The 15,457-nt window shown below is 72.4% G+C and carries 11 protein-coding genes; 4 read left to right on the forward strand and 7 right to left on the reverse strand.

Going from position 1 to position 15,457, the window contains the following annotated elements; translation table 11 throughout:
• Positions 1–153: 153 nt before the first annotated feature.
• The gene (locus ACIPJI_RS11685) at positions 154–1,074 is read right to left on the reverse strand and encodes a glutamate ABC transporter substrate-binding protein (RefSeq protein ID WP_402245834.1); all 921 of its coding nucleotides are present in this window, start codon (positions 1,072–1,074) and stop codon (positions 154–156) included.
• Positions 1,075–1,248: 174 nt separating this feature from the next.
• Positions 1,249–3,327, reverse strand: coding sequence for a neutral/alkaline ceramidase (locus ACIPJI_RS11690; protein ID WP_402245836.1), 2,079 nt, complete (start codon positions 3,325–3,327; stop codon positions 1,249–1,251).
• A gap of 178 nt (positions 3,328–3,505) precedes the next feature.
• On the opposite strand from ACIPJI_RS11690, the gene ACIPJI_RS11695 reads away from it, so the two are divergent.
• From ACIPJI_RS11695 to ACIPJI_RS11705, 3 genes are all read left to right on the forward strand, one after another.
• On the forward strand, positions 3,506–4,603 hold the full coding sequence (locus ACIPJI_RS11695) for an AraC family transcriptional regulator (RefSeq protein WP_307704893.1): 1,098 nt from the start codon (positions 3,506–3,508) through the stop codon (positions 4,601–4,603).
• A 227-nt stretch (positions 4,604–4,830) separates the two neighbouring features.
• The gene (locus tag ACIPJI_RS11700; RefSeq protein WP_356622762.1) at positions 4,831–6,492 is read left to right on the forward strand and encodes a SpoIIE family protein phosphatase; all 1,662 of its coding nucleotides are present in this window, start codon (positions 4,831–4,833) and stop codon (positions 6,490–6,492) included.
• Between the two features lie 92 nt (positions 6,493–6,584).
• Entirely contained in the window at positions 6,585–7,673 is a 1,089-nt protein-coding gene (locus ACIPJI_RS11705) for a hypothetical protein (RefSeq protein WP_402245838.1), read from the forward strand.
• Between the two features lie 33 nt (positions 7,674–7,706).
• Here ACIPJI_RS11705 and ACIPJI_RS11710 read toward each other — a convergent pair whose 3' ends face one another.
• The 5 genes from ACIPJI_RS11710 to ACIPJI_RS11730 form a co-directional block, all read right to left on the reverse strand.
• Complete coding sequence (locus ACIPJI_RS11710) at positions 7,707–8,585, reverse strand: trypsin-like serine protease (protein ID WP_402245839.1); 879 nt, start codon at positions 8,583–8,585, stop codon at positions 7,707–7,709.
• A 168-nt stretch (positions 8,586–8,753) separates the two neighbouring features.
• The gene (locus ACIPJI_RS11715; protein WP_402245841.1) at positions 8,754–10,136 is read right to left on the reverse strand and encodes a carbohydrate-binding protein; all 1,383 of its coding nucleotides are present in this window, start codon (positions 10,134–10,136) and stop codon (positions 8,754–8,756) included.
• Positions 10,137–10,202: 66 nt separating this feature from the next.
• Positions 10,203–11,189, reverse strand: coding sequence for a LysR family transcriptional regulator (locus tag ACIPJI_RS11720; RefSeq protein WP_307704889.1), 987 nt, complete (start codon positions 11,187–11,189; stop codon positions 10,203–10,205).
• Between the two features lie 158 nt (positions 11,190–11,347).
• The gene (locus ACIPJI_RS11725; RefSeq protein ID WP_307704888.1) at positions 11,348–11,989 is read right to left on the reverse strand and encodes a CBS domain-containing protein; all 642 of its coding nucleotides are present in this window, start codon (positions 11,987–11,989) and stop codon (positions 11,348–11,350) included.
• A 324-nt stretch (positions 11,990–12,313) separates the two neighbouring features.
• Positions 12,314–14,773 (reverse strand): SpoIIE family protein phosphatase, encoded by a 2,460-nt coding sequence (locus ACIPJI_RS11730; RefSeq protein ID WP_402245844.1) that lies wholly within the window; start codon positions 14,771–14,773, stop codon positions 12,314–12,316.
• Between the two features lie 143 nt (positions 14,774–14,916).
• On the opposite strand from ACIPJI_RS11730, the gene ACIPJI_RS11735 reads away from it, so the two are divergent.
• Positions 14,917–15,390: a VOC family protein gene (locus ACIPJI_RS11735; RefSeq protein ID WP_356622740.1), complete on the forward strand. Its 474-nt coding sequence runs from the start codon at positions 14,917–14,919 to the stop codon at positions 15,388–15,390.
• The last annotated feature ends 67 nt before the right edge of the window (positions 15,391–15,457 follow it).

Raw genomic sequence — 15,457 nt, forward strand, 5'->3', positions numbered from 1 at the left:
TGGGTGGCCGGGTGTGGGTGGTCGGGTGTCTGTTGTGCCGCGGGCGGCCCCGCCGGGGGGCCCCCCCCCCCGCCGCCCCGGGGGCCCCCCCCCCCCGGGGGGGGGGGGGGCCCCCCCCGGGCCCCCCCCCGCCGCGGCCTACGCCGTGTGAGGTCAGTCGCGCTGGACCATCGGCGGGCCCACGTAGTGGGAGCCGGACAGACCGAGCGTCGCGTCGTACGCCAGCTTGTAGTCGCCGTTCTCGTCGTGCGCCTGGAGCGCGTCGGAGACGGCGTCCTGAAGGGCCTCGTCGTCCTTGGCCATGCCGATGCCGTACGGCTCCTCGGTGAACGGCTGGCCGACGACCTTCAACTTGCCCGCGTGCTGGGCGGCGTAGCCCTTGAGAATCGCGTCGTCCGTGGTGACGGCGTCGACCTTGCCCTCGAGCAGCTGCTCGACACACTCGGTGTACTTGGTCGTCTCGACCGTCCGGGTGTTGTACTCCGGCTTCTTGATCTCACGGAGCGCGGTCGAGCCCTTGGCCGAGCAGACCGTCTTGCCCTCCAGCGAGAACGGTCCCGCGATCGTCCGGTCGTTCTCGCGGATCAGGAGGTCGGCGCCCGCCATGTAGTACGGGCCGGCGAAGGCGACCTTCTTCTTCCGCTCCTCGTTCATCGTGTACGTCCCGACGTACAGATCGACCTCTCCGTTGGAGATGGCCGCCTCGCGGACGCCGGTGTCCACCGTCTTGAACTCGATCATGTCCGCGGAGAAGCCGAGGTCCGCGGCGATCATCTTGGCGATCTCGATGTCGAAGCCGGACCGGTTGCCCTTCTCGTCCTCGAAACCGAGGAAGGGCTGGTCGTTCTTGGCGCCGATGACGAGCTTTCCGGCCTTCTGCGCCTTCTCCAGCGTCGGCGAGTCGATGTCGACACCCGTGGCGACCTTGTAGGTGGGCAGCTTCGGCAGGTCGTCGGCTTTCGCCTGCCGGGTGGGACCGTCGCCGGCGCTCTCGGAGTCGCCGCCGCACGCGGTTGCGGTGAGTGCGACCGCGAGCACGGTGATCGCCGCGGCGGCGGACTTGTAGGCCTTCATGGTGCGACATCCTTCACTCGATTTTGCGAGGAGAGTAAGGAGTCGATGGTCCGAGTGTCATTACATCTGAGCTGAACTTGAGCATCACATTCCGGATACGGCCGGGCGTACCCGGCCCGCGCCCGCGGGCGCGCCCCGGCGATCGTGCCGCGGGGCGCGCCCGTGGGGCGCGGTTCAGCCGACCGTGAAGGACCGGGTGGCACCGCTGAAACCGGTGATCTTGCCGAACAGGCTCTTGGAGTCACCGAAGTGCACGATCCGGTACGTCCCTGCCGGCGTCCCCGGGGCCACCTTCCACGTGACGACCGCCTTGGACGTGCCGGTCACGCCGTTCAGCCGCACCCAGCGGTACTTGGTGTCCCAGTCACCGTCGTCCAGCCGGCGGACCCACCGGCCGTCCACCAGCTGCTGCACCTCGAGGAACGTGCCGCCACGGCGCAGGTTGTTCTTCGGGTGGCCGGTCACGAACTCTGCGGTGACGGTGCCCCCCTGGCCGTACGACGCGGCCGGCTCGGCCAGTACGTCGCCGAACTTGTGTCCCGTCGGCGGGTTGTCCATCACCACGCCGGTCTGCAACGACGTCTGACGGTCCGAGTGGTCGGCCGGCGCGGGGCCGCGGTCGATGGTGGTGCCGTCCCTCAGCGAGGCCGCGAGCGAGGCGAACTCCTGCTGGTAGGCGGGCAGCGTGTACCTGCCGTAGAGCGTCGAGCCGCCCTCGTACTGCTGGAGGTCGTACTCCTCCGGCGTGGTCACGTACTGGCTGTAGGCGCCCGCGTAGCCCTGCATCAGCACGTTCTCCAGCGGTACGCCCAGCTCCTGGGCGACCGTACGGCGGATGCGCAGGCCGGAGACGATCGTGTACTCGGCCGGGCCGGCCACCAGGTAGAACTGGCCGATCTTGACGATCTGCACCGGCAGGACCGTCGGCGTCGTCGGCGTCACCGCGTTGACCAGGCCGGTGGGCACCAGGTTCGCCTTCGGGTACTGGCAGCTCACCAGCCACTCGGGCGGGTCGATGTCGAAGGGCTCCAGCAGCTTCGCCACCGGACTGTTCATGCCCTCCGTGAAGCCGGGGATCGCGGGCCCGTCCTCCACACTGCCCGCGAGCGTCGAGGCGCCCACCATGGCCGGGCACGTGCGGTGCTCCTTGCCGTCAGGGGTGTACTTCCCGTCGACGGTCACCTGCTCCATGTTCACGAACCGCATCCGGGAGTCGACACCGCCGCTGAGCGGGACGGCGGCGCCGTCGTAGATCTCTTGTGCCTTGCGGAACTGCCGGTCACCGATGATCCGGGTGTTCTCGAACTCGTCCTCGGTCGGGCCCGAGCCCGGCTTGAGATTCAGATTGGGCGACATGTCGCCGGCGTTGGTGTTGGGGAACGCCGCGACGAAGCCCTCCTTGTTCTCCAGGTAGCGCACGCCCTGGTCGTCGTGTTCCCACTCGTACGCCGCGTAGCCCTTGTTGTCCGGGCTGAGCAGCGTGTTCTTGTTGGTGAGCGACGTGTTGTGGGTGGCGAACCAGCTGATGGCGCCGATGTCGCGGTCGCCCTGCCGGAAGCGCAGCACGGTCATCGCCGGGTCGATCGCGCCGGGGAAGGCCGCCTTGTCGCCGGCCGGGTTCTTCTCGAAGGCCGTCCTCGACCGGTTGACGCTCGCGTCGGTCAACTCGCCCCTGCCGAGCGTGATGGTGCCCGGTGCGAGATCCTCATGGGCCTCGACCACCGACTCGACGATCCCGTCGACGATCGCCCGGTAGGTGTCCTTCTGGAAGCCGAGCGAGGCCAGGTTGTACGCGAGGTGGTGCGAGTGGCCGCCCGATCCGGCGTGCGTGTGGGTCGCGGAGAGCAGCACGTTCTGTTCGCTGTAGAGCGAGCCGTAGCGAGCCTTGAGCCCGGCGACGACCCCCTGCTGCACGGACTGGAAGATCATGGCCAGATCGGCGTTGACGTAGACGACCCGCTTCCCGCTGGTCCGGTCGGCGACGACGAACGCCCGGGATCGCTGCCGCTGATGGATGCCCGACGCCTTCTGCTCGAAGCTCGAGTAGCCCATCATGCCCACCTCGGCGGCCTCTCCGGTGACGTCGGAGATGCCCCGGCCGACGAGATACGTCGTGGGCTCAGGCGCCGCCGTGCCGGACGCCGGGGCCGCGCCGGCCGGTGCCGCTCCCGGCACGGCCGCCAGGGCCAGGGCCCCGAGCGACCCCGCGAGCAGCAGGGAGAGCGCCTTCGGGCTGGTTGTGGGGAACCGCATGCCTTCTCCCTCGTGCCGGATACCGGAACCGGTGCCGTCGGTGACAGGTGTGACCGACGGTAAGGGTGGTGGGCGGCCGGGGGAGAGGACCGAACCGGCCAGTAACGGGACTTCAGCGGCCACCGGGTCTGTCCTCACGCGGCCGGAATCCCTACAGTGGCCGCCCGGAGGTGGGCCGATGCCGTCGCACGAACCGGTACCCGACGAGCACACCCGCCGGCCGGCCGGCGCTCCGCTCACCGCACGACTGGCGGACCCGCGGTACGGGTCCGCCACCATCACGCCCCATCTCCTGCGCTACCTCACGCTGGTGGCGGCGGAACGAGGACACGACCTCGGCCCTTCCCTGCGCCGTGCGGGCCTGAGCGAGGCCGCCCTCAGCGCGGTCGGCCAGCGGGTGTCCTACCGCCAGGGCAGCTCCGTGATCAGGGAAGCGATGCGGGACCTCGGTGATCCCGCGCTCGGCCTCGCCGTCGGCCGCCGTCAGCGGGTCACCGCGTGGGGGCTGGTCGGCCTCGGCCTCCAGGCGAGCCCGACCCTGCACGACGCCCTCCGGCTCGGCGTCCGCCACCACGGAGCCACCGGTTCCATGCTCGACTACCGCATGGCACCGGTGCCGGACGGCGCCGCCGTCCTCGCGACCGCCCGATACACCGACTCCGGCCTGCGGGCCTTTCTCCTCGAAGAGGCGTTCGGCAGCATCGTCGCCCTGATCAGGGACGCCTGGCAGGAGGAGTTCGCACCGCACTCCCTCGCCGTACAGCATGCCCGCCCGCCGTACGGCGACGAGTACGAACGGTACTTCCGCTGCCCCGTCACCTTCGGCGCATCCGACGACCGGATCGTCTTCGGACGGGCATGCCTGAACAGCCCGCTGCCCGGCGCCGACGCCTACACCCTCGCCCAGGTCGTCGAGCTCCTCGACGCGGCACGCACGCGGCGCCGGGAGCGGCAGGACCTGGTGCAGGGGCTGGAGGTGTCCGTCGCCCGCGGCCTGCCGCACGTCCCCCCTCTCGCCCAGCAGGCCCTGGCACGCGGCATGAGCGAGCGGACGCTGCGCAGAAGACTGGCGGAGGACGGCACCAGCTACGAGGCGCTCGTCGACTCCGTCCGGCTCGTACGGGCGGAGGAACTGATGACGACCAGCGACCTCCCGCTGCACCGGATCGCGGCCATGCTCGGCTTCAGCGACGCCCGGACCCTGCGCCGCGCGGTGGCCCGCTGGTTCGGCACCAGCCCGTCCGCGCTGCGGGGATCGGCGGCCCGCAGGCAGTGAGCAGTCCGTGTGCCCGCTCTGTCCGGTCCGTTCGGCCGCCCGCGGTCGCCGTCCGCCCGCGGAACCGGATCGGGCCGCGCCGTCCGGGGGCACACAGGAGCCACCCACCCCATACTTGATCCAGCGACGGCAGGGAAGGCGGTGCGGTGAGACATCCGGGATGGGGGCGGCGGACCGGAGGACCGGCGCTGCGCCGCCGGGCGGCCGGTCTGGCCGAACGGTTCACCATGCACAACCGCCTCGAATGGCTCAGTCACGCCAGTACCGAGATCGGCACCACGCTCGACCTGGAACGGACGGCGCAGGAGCTCGCCGACTTCGTCGTGCCCCGGCTCGCCGACGGCGCGGCCATCGACCTGCTGGAGTCCGCGCTGCGCGGCGAGCACGTACAAGCGGGCGGGGCCGGGGAGCGGCCCGTCATGCGGGCCATCGCCGTCTCCGCCGTTCCCGAGCTCATGGAGCTCGAGCCCGACCCCGTGGGCGAGCTGACCTCGGTCAACAAGGACACGGTCGCGGTCCACGCCCTGATGAGCCGGCAGCCGGTGCTCATGAGCCGGCTCACCCGGGACGACTTCGCGCGGGTGGCGCCCACCGCACGGGGCGCGGAGAAGATGCGCGAGGCCGGGGTGCACAGCTACATGGTGGTTCCGCTGATCGCCCGCGGGGTGCTGCTGGGCGTCGCCGACTTCGTGCGGGCGGGCCGCAGGCCGCCGTTCTCCCGCACGGATCTCGCGCTCGCCCTGCAACTGGCCTCCAGGGCCGCCGTCTTCGTCGACAACGCGCGCCTGTACAAGCGGGAGCGGGAACATGTCGTCAGCCTCCAGCGCAACCTCCTGCCGCGCACCACCCCGCAGACGCCCGGGCTCGACGTGTGCGCCGACTACGCCCCGACCGCGGACGCGAGCGGCGTCGGCGGCGACTGGTACGACGTGATGGCGCTGCCCGGCGGGCGGACCGCCCTCGTCGTCGGCGACGTCATGGGACACGGGCTCGCCGCCGTGGCCACCATGGGCCGGCTGCGCGCCATCGCCCGCACCCTCCTCGCCCTGGACATCGTCCCGGAGCGGGTGCTGGCCCGGATGGACCTCGCGGCCCGCGACCTCGAGGACGACCAGGTCGCCACCTGCCTGTGCGCGGTGTACGACCCCGCCACCTCCGTGTGCACCATCGCCACGGCCGGCCACCCGCCGCCCCTGCTCGTCGACGCGGCGGGCAACGCCGAATACCTCGACGTACCGGTGGGAGCCCCGCTGGGCGCCGGTGTCATCCCCTACGACCCGGTGAAGGTGACGCTGCCCGCCGCGAGCCGCCTGATGCTGTACACCGACGGCCTGATCAAGAGCCGCGCGGACGACATCGACGTGCAGCTCGCACGGCTGCGCAAGGCCGCGTCGGGCGCCGCTCCCGCCGTACTCGAGTCCTGCGGCCTGCTGACCGGCGACTGGGGACCGGCCCAACGCTTCGACGAAGCGGTCATGCTCGTCGCCACGGCGCACGACGCCCGCGCCGGCGAGAACGTGGCGGTCTGGCCGCTGCCCGCCGATGCCACCGCCGCGTCCGCGGCCCGCCGGCTCGTGGTGGAACAACTGGCCGGATGGGATCTCGCCGGCCTCGCCGACACCACCGAACTGGTGGTCAGCGAACTGGTCGGCAACGCCCTGCGTTACGGCGGTGGACCGGGACAACTGCGTCTGCTGCGCCACGAGAGGCTCGTCGTCGAGGTGTCCGACACCGGCCCCGACCTGCCGCTCATCCAGCACGCGACGCTCAACGACGAAGGCGGCCGCGGGCTCCAGCTCATCAACATGCTCTGCCGGCGCTGGGGTTCCTGCCGGACCTCGGAGGGAAAGGTCGTCTGGGCGGAGCAGGACGTCGTGCCGCCTGCCTGACCGGTTCCCGCCCCTGGTGCCCGAGGTGGAACCACGACAGGCCCCGGCTCGTGTTACCCGCAGAGCACACGCCGGGAAGAGGGGAGTTCGTCGTGGCCGCGAGCGCCGTACGCGTCGACGGAAACAGTCTGCTGCTGGGCGGGGGAGTACGGGTCCGGTTCATCAGGACGCTCCGCCTGCCCGAATCGGGGACGCATCAACTGCCGCCCGGGCTCGGTGAGTTCCCCGTACGGCGGGTCGAGGACCATCTCGGCACCGTGCCGCCGCAGATGCGCGAGCGCGGCGGCGTGATGCTGCCGGTGTATCTCCGCGAGGCGATGTGGCTCAGCTTCGCGGGCAGCAGCGAGCCGGCCGCACTCCAGGTCGGTGTCGGCAACGTGTGCGCCGTCTCCGGCAAGCCGTGGCGCGGCACACTGACCCGGAAGCCGCAGAACTATGTGGTCCTGCCCCGCCAGCCGTGGCTGGACGGCATCAACTCGGGCAAGGGCACGGTGCGTCAGTTCGTCGCCGTCCCGCTCGGCCTGGGCGCTACGGTGGAGGGGCAGGTCACCGGTGAGGAGACCTGGGGCGGTGTGCAGCTCCAGGCGTTCGGGCTGTCCGACGCGGCACTGGCGGCCTGGCGCGAGGAGGAGCGGGTCCGCGCGGAACGGGCCGTACGCGCCACCCCGTTGTACCCGGCGGCCGCGCAGCCCGGCGGCGCGCCTGCCTACGGAGCGCCGCTGCCTCCGCCCGCGGCCCCCGCCTTCGGAGCGGCCCCGCAGGCCGCTCCCGGCGGTCCGCCCCGGGCCCGCTCCGCCGCGATGGGCCTCGGTGTGGGCGGCTCCATGCGGCAGGAGGTCTACCGCGACGACCGGCGTCTGTCCGACTGGGCGGACGAGCCCTCCGGCCGGGTCTTCGTCCACCTGGTGACCCCGCCGGAGTGGCGCCGCATCACCGGTGAGGAGCCGCCCCCGTCCCCCGTCGACCGCGCGGCATACACGCGTGCGGGACTGCCCTGGTACGAGTACTACGACGAGAGCGCGGCCGACCTCGCGCCGGCGGACGCCCTCAGCGGTGTGCAGCCGGTCGGCGACTGGCTCGGCGACGATTACGACCCCTGGCAGCCGCCGGCGCCGGGACAGGTCATGCCCCTCGGCGACGCGCCGGAACCGGGAAAGCCGGTCGCGGACGGCGACTGGTGACCGCCGTCCGCGACGTCGCCCGTCGGGGGTGCGTCAGGGCAGCTCGGTGAACGGGGAGAGGAACGCCCGGGCGCCGGGGGCGTCCAGACGGTACGTCACATTCGTGGCGTAGCAGGGGGAGTCGCCCGTGATGGTTGTCGACACGAGGGTCCGCTTGCCCTTCAGAGTGGCGAAGTTCGGGCCGCCGGAGTCGCCGTAGCACGCCCCGCCGTTGCCCTGGGGCGCGGTCATGGCCAGGCGCACCCACGACTTGTTGAGCGCGTCGAAGGTGACCGGGGCCTTCATCCGGACGCCGCCGCCCGGATGCGTGTGGCCGCCCGGCCCGCGGGCGGCCTCCTGCGTCCCGTATCCGGCGACGACGAAGGGGGTGTCGTCCAGCCCCTGCGCCCCGAGCGCGTCGAGGGCGCCCGCAGCCGGCAGCGCCGCCGGGGTGAAGGACCAGCGGGCCCGCATCTTCGCGGCCGGCACCTCGACGACCGAGATGTCATGGGTGTCCGCCGCCGGACCCGGGTAGCCCGGGTGGTTGTGGGCGGTGCCCTCGACAGCCACGGCGCCCGCCACGGCGGCCGGGTCGCCGGGGTGCTGCGCGGCGGCCCGGTCCAGGCCCGCCTGTACGTCCTGGTCGAGGGAGACGTAGAACCGCACGTTCTCCGGCCAGTCGGTGGTGCAGTGCGCCGCGGTGAGGAAGGTGTCCGCGTCGATCATGGTGCCGGAACACACCCAGTCGACGCGGTCCGGCGTCGCCGGGTCGTTGTCGGCGTCCCACGTGGCGACGAGAGCGCCGACCTCGGTGCGCTCGGGAGCGGGTGTCGCGTTGTACGAGTTGATCGCCGAGGACGGCAGGGCGACGCCGAGGACGATGGCGCAGGCGGCGGCGCTGACGCCGGTCAGGCGTACGGGCAGGGCAGTCAAGGGAAACCCTTCGGGTCAAGGGACGGTTGCTCTCCTGTGGGGTGATCGACAGTGAAGCGTGCCGGACACGGCACGGCAAGGGTCCCGTACACCGCAAACCGGAGGAGCGCGTGCCGTGGCCCCGCAGCCACGGCACGCGCTCCCTCGGGAGGCCGGTCGGTCAGCCGGTCACACGCGCTGCCAGAGCGCGGGGACGTTCGGGGGTTCCCAGCCGGCCTGGGCCTGATGGCCCTGGAGGCAGCGGTAGGTCGCGCCGCCGTAGGTGACCTGCGCGCCGGCCTGGTAGACGGTGCCCGCCGCCCAGGTCCCGCCCGGCTCGCCCGGCTCCCCTGGCTCACCGGGCTCGCCCGGGCCCGTGGTGGTCTTCAGCGTCAGCCCGTACCCCTGCAGCAGCGGGTTGATCGGCTGGTGGAACGTGGTGCCTCCGCTGCGGCAGTCACCGGAACCACCGGAGGTGACGCCCTGCGCCTGGCTTCCGGAGATGTACGAGCCGCCGGAATCACCGGGCTCGGCGCACACCGTCGTCCGTGTGACGCCCGTGATGGTCCCCTCCGGATACGTGACGCTGGTGTTGTGCTGCGAGATCGTGCCGCAGTGCCAGCCCGTGGTGGAGCCGGAGCGGCAGATCGACGCGCCGACCGGCTGCTGCACCGAACCCGTCACCCGGATGTTCTGCCCGCCCTGGCCCTTGACGTACGGCGTCGAGGTCCAGTTGCTGTTCGTCGCCACCCACGCCGTGTCCCGGCCGGGGAACGTCGATGCCTGGAAGGTCCCCTGGGCCACCTGGTTGTAGCCGCTGGTCGTGGTGCCGGCCCGGCCGCAGTGGCCGGCCGTGGCGAAGCCCTGAGTGGTGCCCCGGGTGACCGCGAAGCCGACCGAGCAACGGCCGCCCCCGCCCATGTAGTACGCGTCGCCGCCGCGGATGTCGTACAGCGGGCGTGGCTGTTCCTCGGTCGGGACGACCCGTATCCGGTCCCGCTCGGCGCCGCTCGCCCCGATCAGGGTCTGCGCCGCGGACTTCTCCACGGCCCGGACCACGACGGCGTTGGCCCGGACGTCGACGTACCAGACGGGCACGGCCGTCGAGGAGTTGCGCGCGGCGGCCCGGTCCAACGCCGCCTTCGTACGGTCGAGTTCGGCCAAGGTGTGGGTCACGAGCCGGGCCTCGGCGCCACCGGCCCTGATGGCGGCCGCGTCGGCGGCCCGGGTGGTGGCCACGGTCAGGGTGCCGGAGTCGGCCCCCTCGACCCAGGCGCCGGCGAACGCCGCCCCCAGCCGCTGCCGGAGCACGGCGGCGGTGGCGCCCGCCTCGGCCTCGTTCACCAGTCGCCGCTCGGCCTGGGCACGGGTGAGCCCGAGGTCACGCTGCAGGGCACGGAGCAGTTCCGGCTGCGCGGCGGACACCGTGAGCGTGTCCGCCGCGGTGCGTGCGGCGGCGCCGGGTGCCGTGCCGGCCTGCTGCGCGGACGCGGCGCCCTGCAGGGAGGTCAGGACGAGCGCGGCAGCGGCGGCGGCACCGACACACGCTGCCTTGACGTGTCTGTGGAGCATGGAAGTCCCCTCGGTCTCGTGGGAGGTGTGCCGAAACCGTAGGGAACGAGAACCGCCGTGCGGCAGCTACCAGTCGGCCCCCTCCACGGCGTTATGGAGGACCGCGCCCCGGGCCGTCAGCCACCGCGCGTAACTGGAACTGCGGGCCACCGCGTCACTGTGCGCGGCACGCACATGTGCGACGACCTCGGGCGCCCGCGTCGCCGCGGGCGCCTCGGGGTGCCAGCCGAGGAGGTGGCGCCACACGAGGGGCGTGCCGACGAGCGGACGTGTCACCATGCCCGGCGTGTCGGGGAAGGTGGCCCGGCACAGGCCCACGGCCCGCCCCACCTGGACCAGATGGACACAGGAGGCGGTGTCCGTCTCGTACACGCACGCAGGTGTGAAACCGGCCCGGACGCAGGCGGCGGCGAAGCAGTCGGCGAAACAGCCGTCGCCCGGCACGTCCGTCCATGCCTCCGCGGCCAGTTCCGCCAGCTCGATCCTGGAGCGGCCCGCCAGCGGATGGCCCGTGGAGAGCATCACGAACACCGGGTCCCGGGCGACCTCCGTCCAGGCGAGGCTCCCGGACCCGGGCGGTGAGCTCTCCCCGCACGCGCCGATGAGCGCGTAGTCCAGCCGGCCCTCGGCGGCCGACGCGGCGATCTCACGCTCCGACCACGAGGTGTGGGTGACCACCGTGACACCCGGGTCCGCGGAGGCGAGCCGGTCGACGAGCCCTCCGAGCAGCGGCCCGTGCGTGCCCCCGAACCGCAGCGGCGTCCGCGGACCGTACGGCGCTCCCGCCCGCGCGAACCGCACGGCCTCCTGCTGGAGTTCGTGCACGGCGGGCAGCACGACACGCGCGCGCTCCAGGACCAGTTCACCGAGAGCCGTGGCGCGCACACCGGTCCGGCCGCGCTCGAACAGGGTCCCCCCGAGTGAACGCTCGATCCTCCTCAACTGCGCGCTGAGCGCGGGCTGGGCGAGGCCGAGCGCGGTGGCCGCCTTGGTGAGACTGCCGGCGTCGGCGATGGCCCGGATCGTCCTGAGGTGCCGCAACTCCAGTTCCATGCCCGCAGCTTGGCGCGGGGCGATCGCCGCGGCAATATCCTGGTCCGGACCACAGTGGCGGTCGCGCTCCCGGCGCCCTGCCCCTGCTGTGACTCAGCGTTCCCCTCGCCGATCAGCGTCCTGACCGGCCGGCGTCAGCGCTCCGGCCGGCACGCAGGTCAGCCCGACCGGGCGGCGAGGTGGGCGTCCACGGCGACGACACCGTCGACGCCCTGGCAGAGGCCCACGACCACCGGGACGAGACGCGGGTCCGGGACGTGGCCCCGCAGGGTGACGACGCCGTCCACGGCCTCGACCGCGACGGTGCCCTCGTCCAGGCCGAGGATGCGCCCCAGGACGTCCTGCTCGACCTCATCGCGGATCTCGGCGTCGGAGCGGATGAAGGCGTCGAGCAGGTCGCTACGGCTGACGATGCCGGTGAGGAGGCCGTCGTCACCGACCACCGGCAGCTGCTTGACGTGTCGCCTGCGGAGTTCCCGCGCGGCCCGGGGGATCGTCCAGTCGGCGCGGGCGGTGAAGACCGGGCTGCTCATGAGCGCGCCGGCGGTCCGGGCCCGGGCCTTGCCCCAGGCGTGCTCGTCGTTCCCGTCCTCCCCCTGCGGATCGGGCATGCCGGTCTCGTGCCGCAGCACGTCGGACGCGGACACGACGCCCACGGGAGCACCGTCGTCGTCGACGACGGGGGCCGCGACGATGTCGTTCGCGTCCAGCAGGGTGGCGACCTCTTGGAACGGTGTACTGGGGCGGAGGGTGACGACCTCCTCGGTCATCACGTCACCGACCGTGCGGCGGTGCAGCATGGCGTCGGCCTCCTCCGTTCTGCGACAGGGCGGCCGCGGTCGGACCGCCCGGGCGGACGACGCGCGGCGCGTCGGCCTCCACGGCCCTGCCCGCTCGTGAACGCGTCTTCCCTACCCATCACAGCACCCCGCCGCTCCGGCGACCAGTGACGTCCGACCTGGCGAGGAGGGCAGGAGGCCCGCGCGCCCAGGAGTGCCGCCGAGCGCGCTGCAGATGCCGGCACCTCGACGCCATGTCCGCGCCCGTTCGGGGGTTGAGCGTTGCAGTTGGCGGGCCGACTGCAACGCTCGGTCACACCTGCCGGCCCGTGGGCGTACGGGCCGCTACACGGCCGTGCCGCCGCCCGCTCCGCCGAGCAGCGGCGGGAAATTCTGCTCCGTCCAGACGGTCTTGCCTTCCCGCGAGTGCCGGGTGCCCCAGCGCGCCGTGAGCTGCGCGACGAGGAGCAGCCCCCGCCCTCCCTCGTCGGTGCTCCGGGCCCGCCGCAGATGCGGCGAGGTGCTGCTCGTGTCGGAGACCTCGCAGATCAGCCGCTGGTGATGGATGAGCCGCAGCGTCAGAGGTCCGCCGCTCGCGTAGCGGTAGGCATTGGTGACCAGCTCGCTGACGATCAGCTCCGTGGCGAAGGCCATGGCCTCGAGTCCCCACGCCGCCAGCTGGTCCGCCGTGAGCCGGCGGGCCCGGGCGGGCGCCGTAGGCTCCGCCGGAAGCTCCCAGGTGGCCACCGACTCCGGCGCCAGGGTCAGCGTCCTGGCCAGCAGCAGCGCGACATCGTCGGTGGGCCGCGCCGGCAGCATCCGGTCGACCACCGCCTGCGCCATCTCCTCCACCGGCCTTCGCGCACCGGCCATGACCGCGCACAACTCGTCCAGCCCGGCGTCCACGTCCTGGTAGGCGCCCTCCACGAGCCCGTTCGTGTAAAGGGCGAGCACGCTGTTCTCCGGCAGTGTCAGTTCGGCCGACTCGAACGGGAGCCCGCCCAGCCCGAGCGGGGGACCGGCCGGCAGCTCGGCGACGGCGGCCACTCCCTCCGGTGTCACCACCACCGGCGGCGGATGGCCGGCACGGGCGATGGAGCAGCGCCGGCTCACCGGGTCGTAGACGGCGTACAGGCAGGTCGCGCCGACCACCTGCTCGCCCGGCGCGCCCTCGATGTCCTGCTCCTGCTCCCCGGCCAGCCTGTTCACCAGGTCGTCGAGATGGGAGAGCACCTCGTCGGGGTCGAGATCGAGGTCGGCGAGGGTGTGCACCGCCGTACGCAGGCGGCCCATGGTGGCCGCGGCGTTGATGCCGTGCCCGACGACATCGCCCACGACGAGGGCGACCCGAGCACCGGACAGCGGGATGACGTCGAACCAGTCCCCGCCGACCCCCGTCGCGCCGCCGGCCGGCATGTAGCGGTGGGCGACGACGACCGCCGGATGGACCGGCAACTCACGCGGCAGCAGGCGGCGCTGCAGCGCCAGCGCGGCACGGTGCTGCTGGGTGAAACGGCGGGCGTTGTCGAGGGACAGCGCGGCCCGGGCGGCCAGCTCGCTCGCCAGGGTGAGGTCGTCCTCCTCGAACGGCTCCGGCAGCTGAGACCGCCACAGACTGACGAAACCGAGGACGAGCCCGCGGGCCTTCAGCGGCACCACCATCAGCGAGTGCATGGCACCCGCCGGCACCTCGCCCTGCCCCAGAGCCCTGGCGTTCTCGGACACGTCGATGGAGGGCTCGAGCACAGGCATCCCGGTGGACAGACACCTGGCCTGCGGCGTGCCCTCGGGGAACGAATTGACCGTCCCGACCTCGAACAGCAGGCGCTCCGTCTCCGCGGTGACGGAGCGGTTCGCGGTCCTGCGCAGCGGCCTGGCGCCGCCGTCCGCGACGGGTTCCTCGCCACGGCTGACCGACTCGAGAAGGTCGACCGACACACAGTCGGCCAGGTCGGGAACCGCCGCCCGGACGAGCTCCTGCGCGGTCGTCTCCACGTCCAGCGTGGTGCCGACGCTGGCGCCGGTCTCGGTGAGCAGGGCGAGCCGGCGACGCGCCCGGTGGCGGTCGGTGACGTCCTCGACCAGGTTGGTCACTCCCAGCACGCTGCCGGCCGCGTCCTCCACACGGAATGCCGACACGGAGACGTACCGCTCCTTGCCGGGCATTCCCCTCATGCGGCACGGCTGCTCGGTGAAGATCATCGGAGTGCCGGTCTCCAGCACCTTCAGCAGCCCCGCGTCCACGATCCGGGCGTCCGCCTCGATGAGGAAGTCACCGATCCGGTGGCCGCGCGCCTCCTCGGGGGTGATGCCGCCGATGCGTGCGATGGCCCGGTTGATCCGCAGAACGTTCAGGTCCTTGTCGTGCACGGACAGACCGATCGGGGACCTGCGGAACAGCCCGTCCATCACGGACCGGTCGATCTCCCACTGCACCACCTCCTCCGCCGGCGCGGCCACCAGATACCACTCCCGGCGGCCTTCCGTCCGGATCACCTGGCGGGCCCGGATCCCGAAGCCGAGCCTGCGGCCGTCACGGGTCCGGACGGGCACGGTCCCGAACCAGCCGCGCTGCCGGACGCAGGCAGCGGTGGCCTCGAGGACTTCCGCGTGGTCCTCGGGGTCGACCAGGACCTCCACCGCCGGTCGGCCGAGCACCTCCTCGGCCGACCAGCCGACCAGCGTGCGGGCGCGTTCGCTCCAGCCGATCACCAGGCCGTGCCGGTCCAGCACCACGGAGGCGGCTCGACCGTGCGAGTACGGGTCCTCCGGGCTCTCACTGATCAGGGTCACGGGTCCTGTCATCGCTCCTATCCTCCGCCCGGTCCTACGGGGACGCGAGCGATGAATTCCGGGCGGCGCGGCGGTCGGTAAAGAGACAGTACCGAAGTCACAGTGCGGAACGGACAGTGCGGAACTTCCGCCACGGACCATGTCAGGAGCACCCCATGCCGCGCATCACTCCGAATCTCTGGTTCGACACCCAGGGCAAGGAAGCAGCCGAGTTCTACGTCTCCGTGTTCCCGAATTCGGAGATCAAGCACATCTCGTACTACGGCGAGGCCGGTCCGCGGCCGGCCGGCACCGTGCTGACCGTCGACTTCACCCTCGACGGCCAGGACTACACCGCGATCAACGGCGGCCCGGACTTCACCTTCAGCGAGGCGATCTCCCTCCTGATCAACTGCGCGGACCAGGAGGAGGTCGACTACTACTGGGAGAAGCTGGGCGAGGGCGGCCAGGAGGGCCCGTGCGGCTGGCTGAAGGACAAGTACGGCCTGTCCTGGCAGGTCGTCCCCGCCGCCTTGGAGGAGCTCATCAAGGACGAGGACGAGGCGCGGGCGCAGCGGGCGATGAAGGCCATGCTCGGTATGAAGAAACTCGACGTGGCCGCGCTGTACGCGGCCGCCGATCAGGCATGACCCCAGGGGCGCGGCGGGCCGCGGGCCGGGACGCTCCGGGCCCGCGGCCCCCCCCCGTGCCCGTGGT

The sequence above is a fragment of the Streptomyces sp. NPDC086835 genome (genome assembly GCF_044745705.1).
Lineage (GTDB): Bacteria > Actinomycetota > Actinomycetes > Streptomycetales > Streptomycetaceae > Streptomyces.

What these genes read in the sequence shown, in the direction of transcription:
- ACIPJI_RS11685 (WP_402245834.1), bottom strand. Translation starts at nt 1,074, where the DNA reads ATGAAGGCCTACAAGTCCGCCGCCGCGGCGATCACCGTGCTCGCGGTC.
- ACIPJI_RS11690 (WP_402245836.1), bottom strand. Translation starts at nt 3,327, where the DNA reads ATGCGGTTCCCCACAACCAGCCCGAAGGCGCTCTCCCTGCTGCTCGCG.
- ACIPJI_RS11695 (WP_307704893.1), top strand. Translation starts at nt 3,506, where the DNA reads ATGCCGTCGCACGAACCGGTACCCGACGAGCACACCCGCCGGCCGGCC.
- ACIPJI_RS11700 (WP_356622762.1), top strand. Translation starts at nt 4,831, where the DNA reads ATGCACAACCGCCTCGAATGGCTCAGTCACGCCAGTACCGAGATCGGC.
- ACIPJI_RS11715 (WP_402245841.1), bottom strand. Translation starts at nt 10,136, where the DNA reads ATGCTCCACAGACACGTCAAGGCAGCGTGTGTCGGTGCCGCCGCCGCT.
- ACIPJI_RS11720 (WP_307704889.1), bottom strand. Translation starts at nt 11,189, where the DNA reads ATGGAACTGGAGTTGCGGCACCTCAGGACGATCCGGGCCATCGCCGAC.
- ACIPJI_RS11725 (WP_307704888.1), bottom strand. Translation starts at nt 11,989, where the DNA reads ATGCTGCACCGCCGCACGGTCGGTGACGTGATGACCGAGGAGGTCGTC.
- ACIPJI_RS11730 (WP_402245844.1), bottom strand. Translation starts at nt 14,773, where the DNA reads ATGACAGGACCCGTGACCCTGATCAGTGAGAGCCCGGAGGACCCGTAC.
- ACIPJI_RS11735 (WP_356622740.1), top strand. Translation starts at nt 14,917, where the DNA reads ATGCCGCGCATCACTCCGAATCTCTGGTTCGACACCCAGGGCAAGGAA.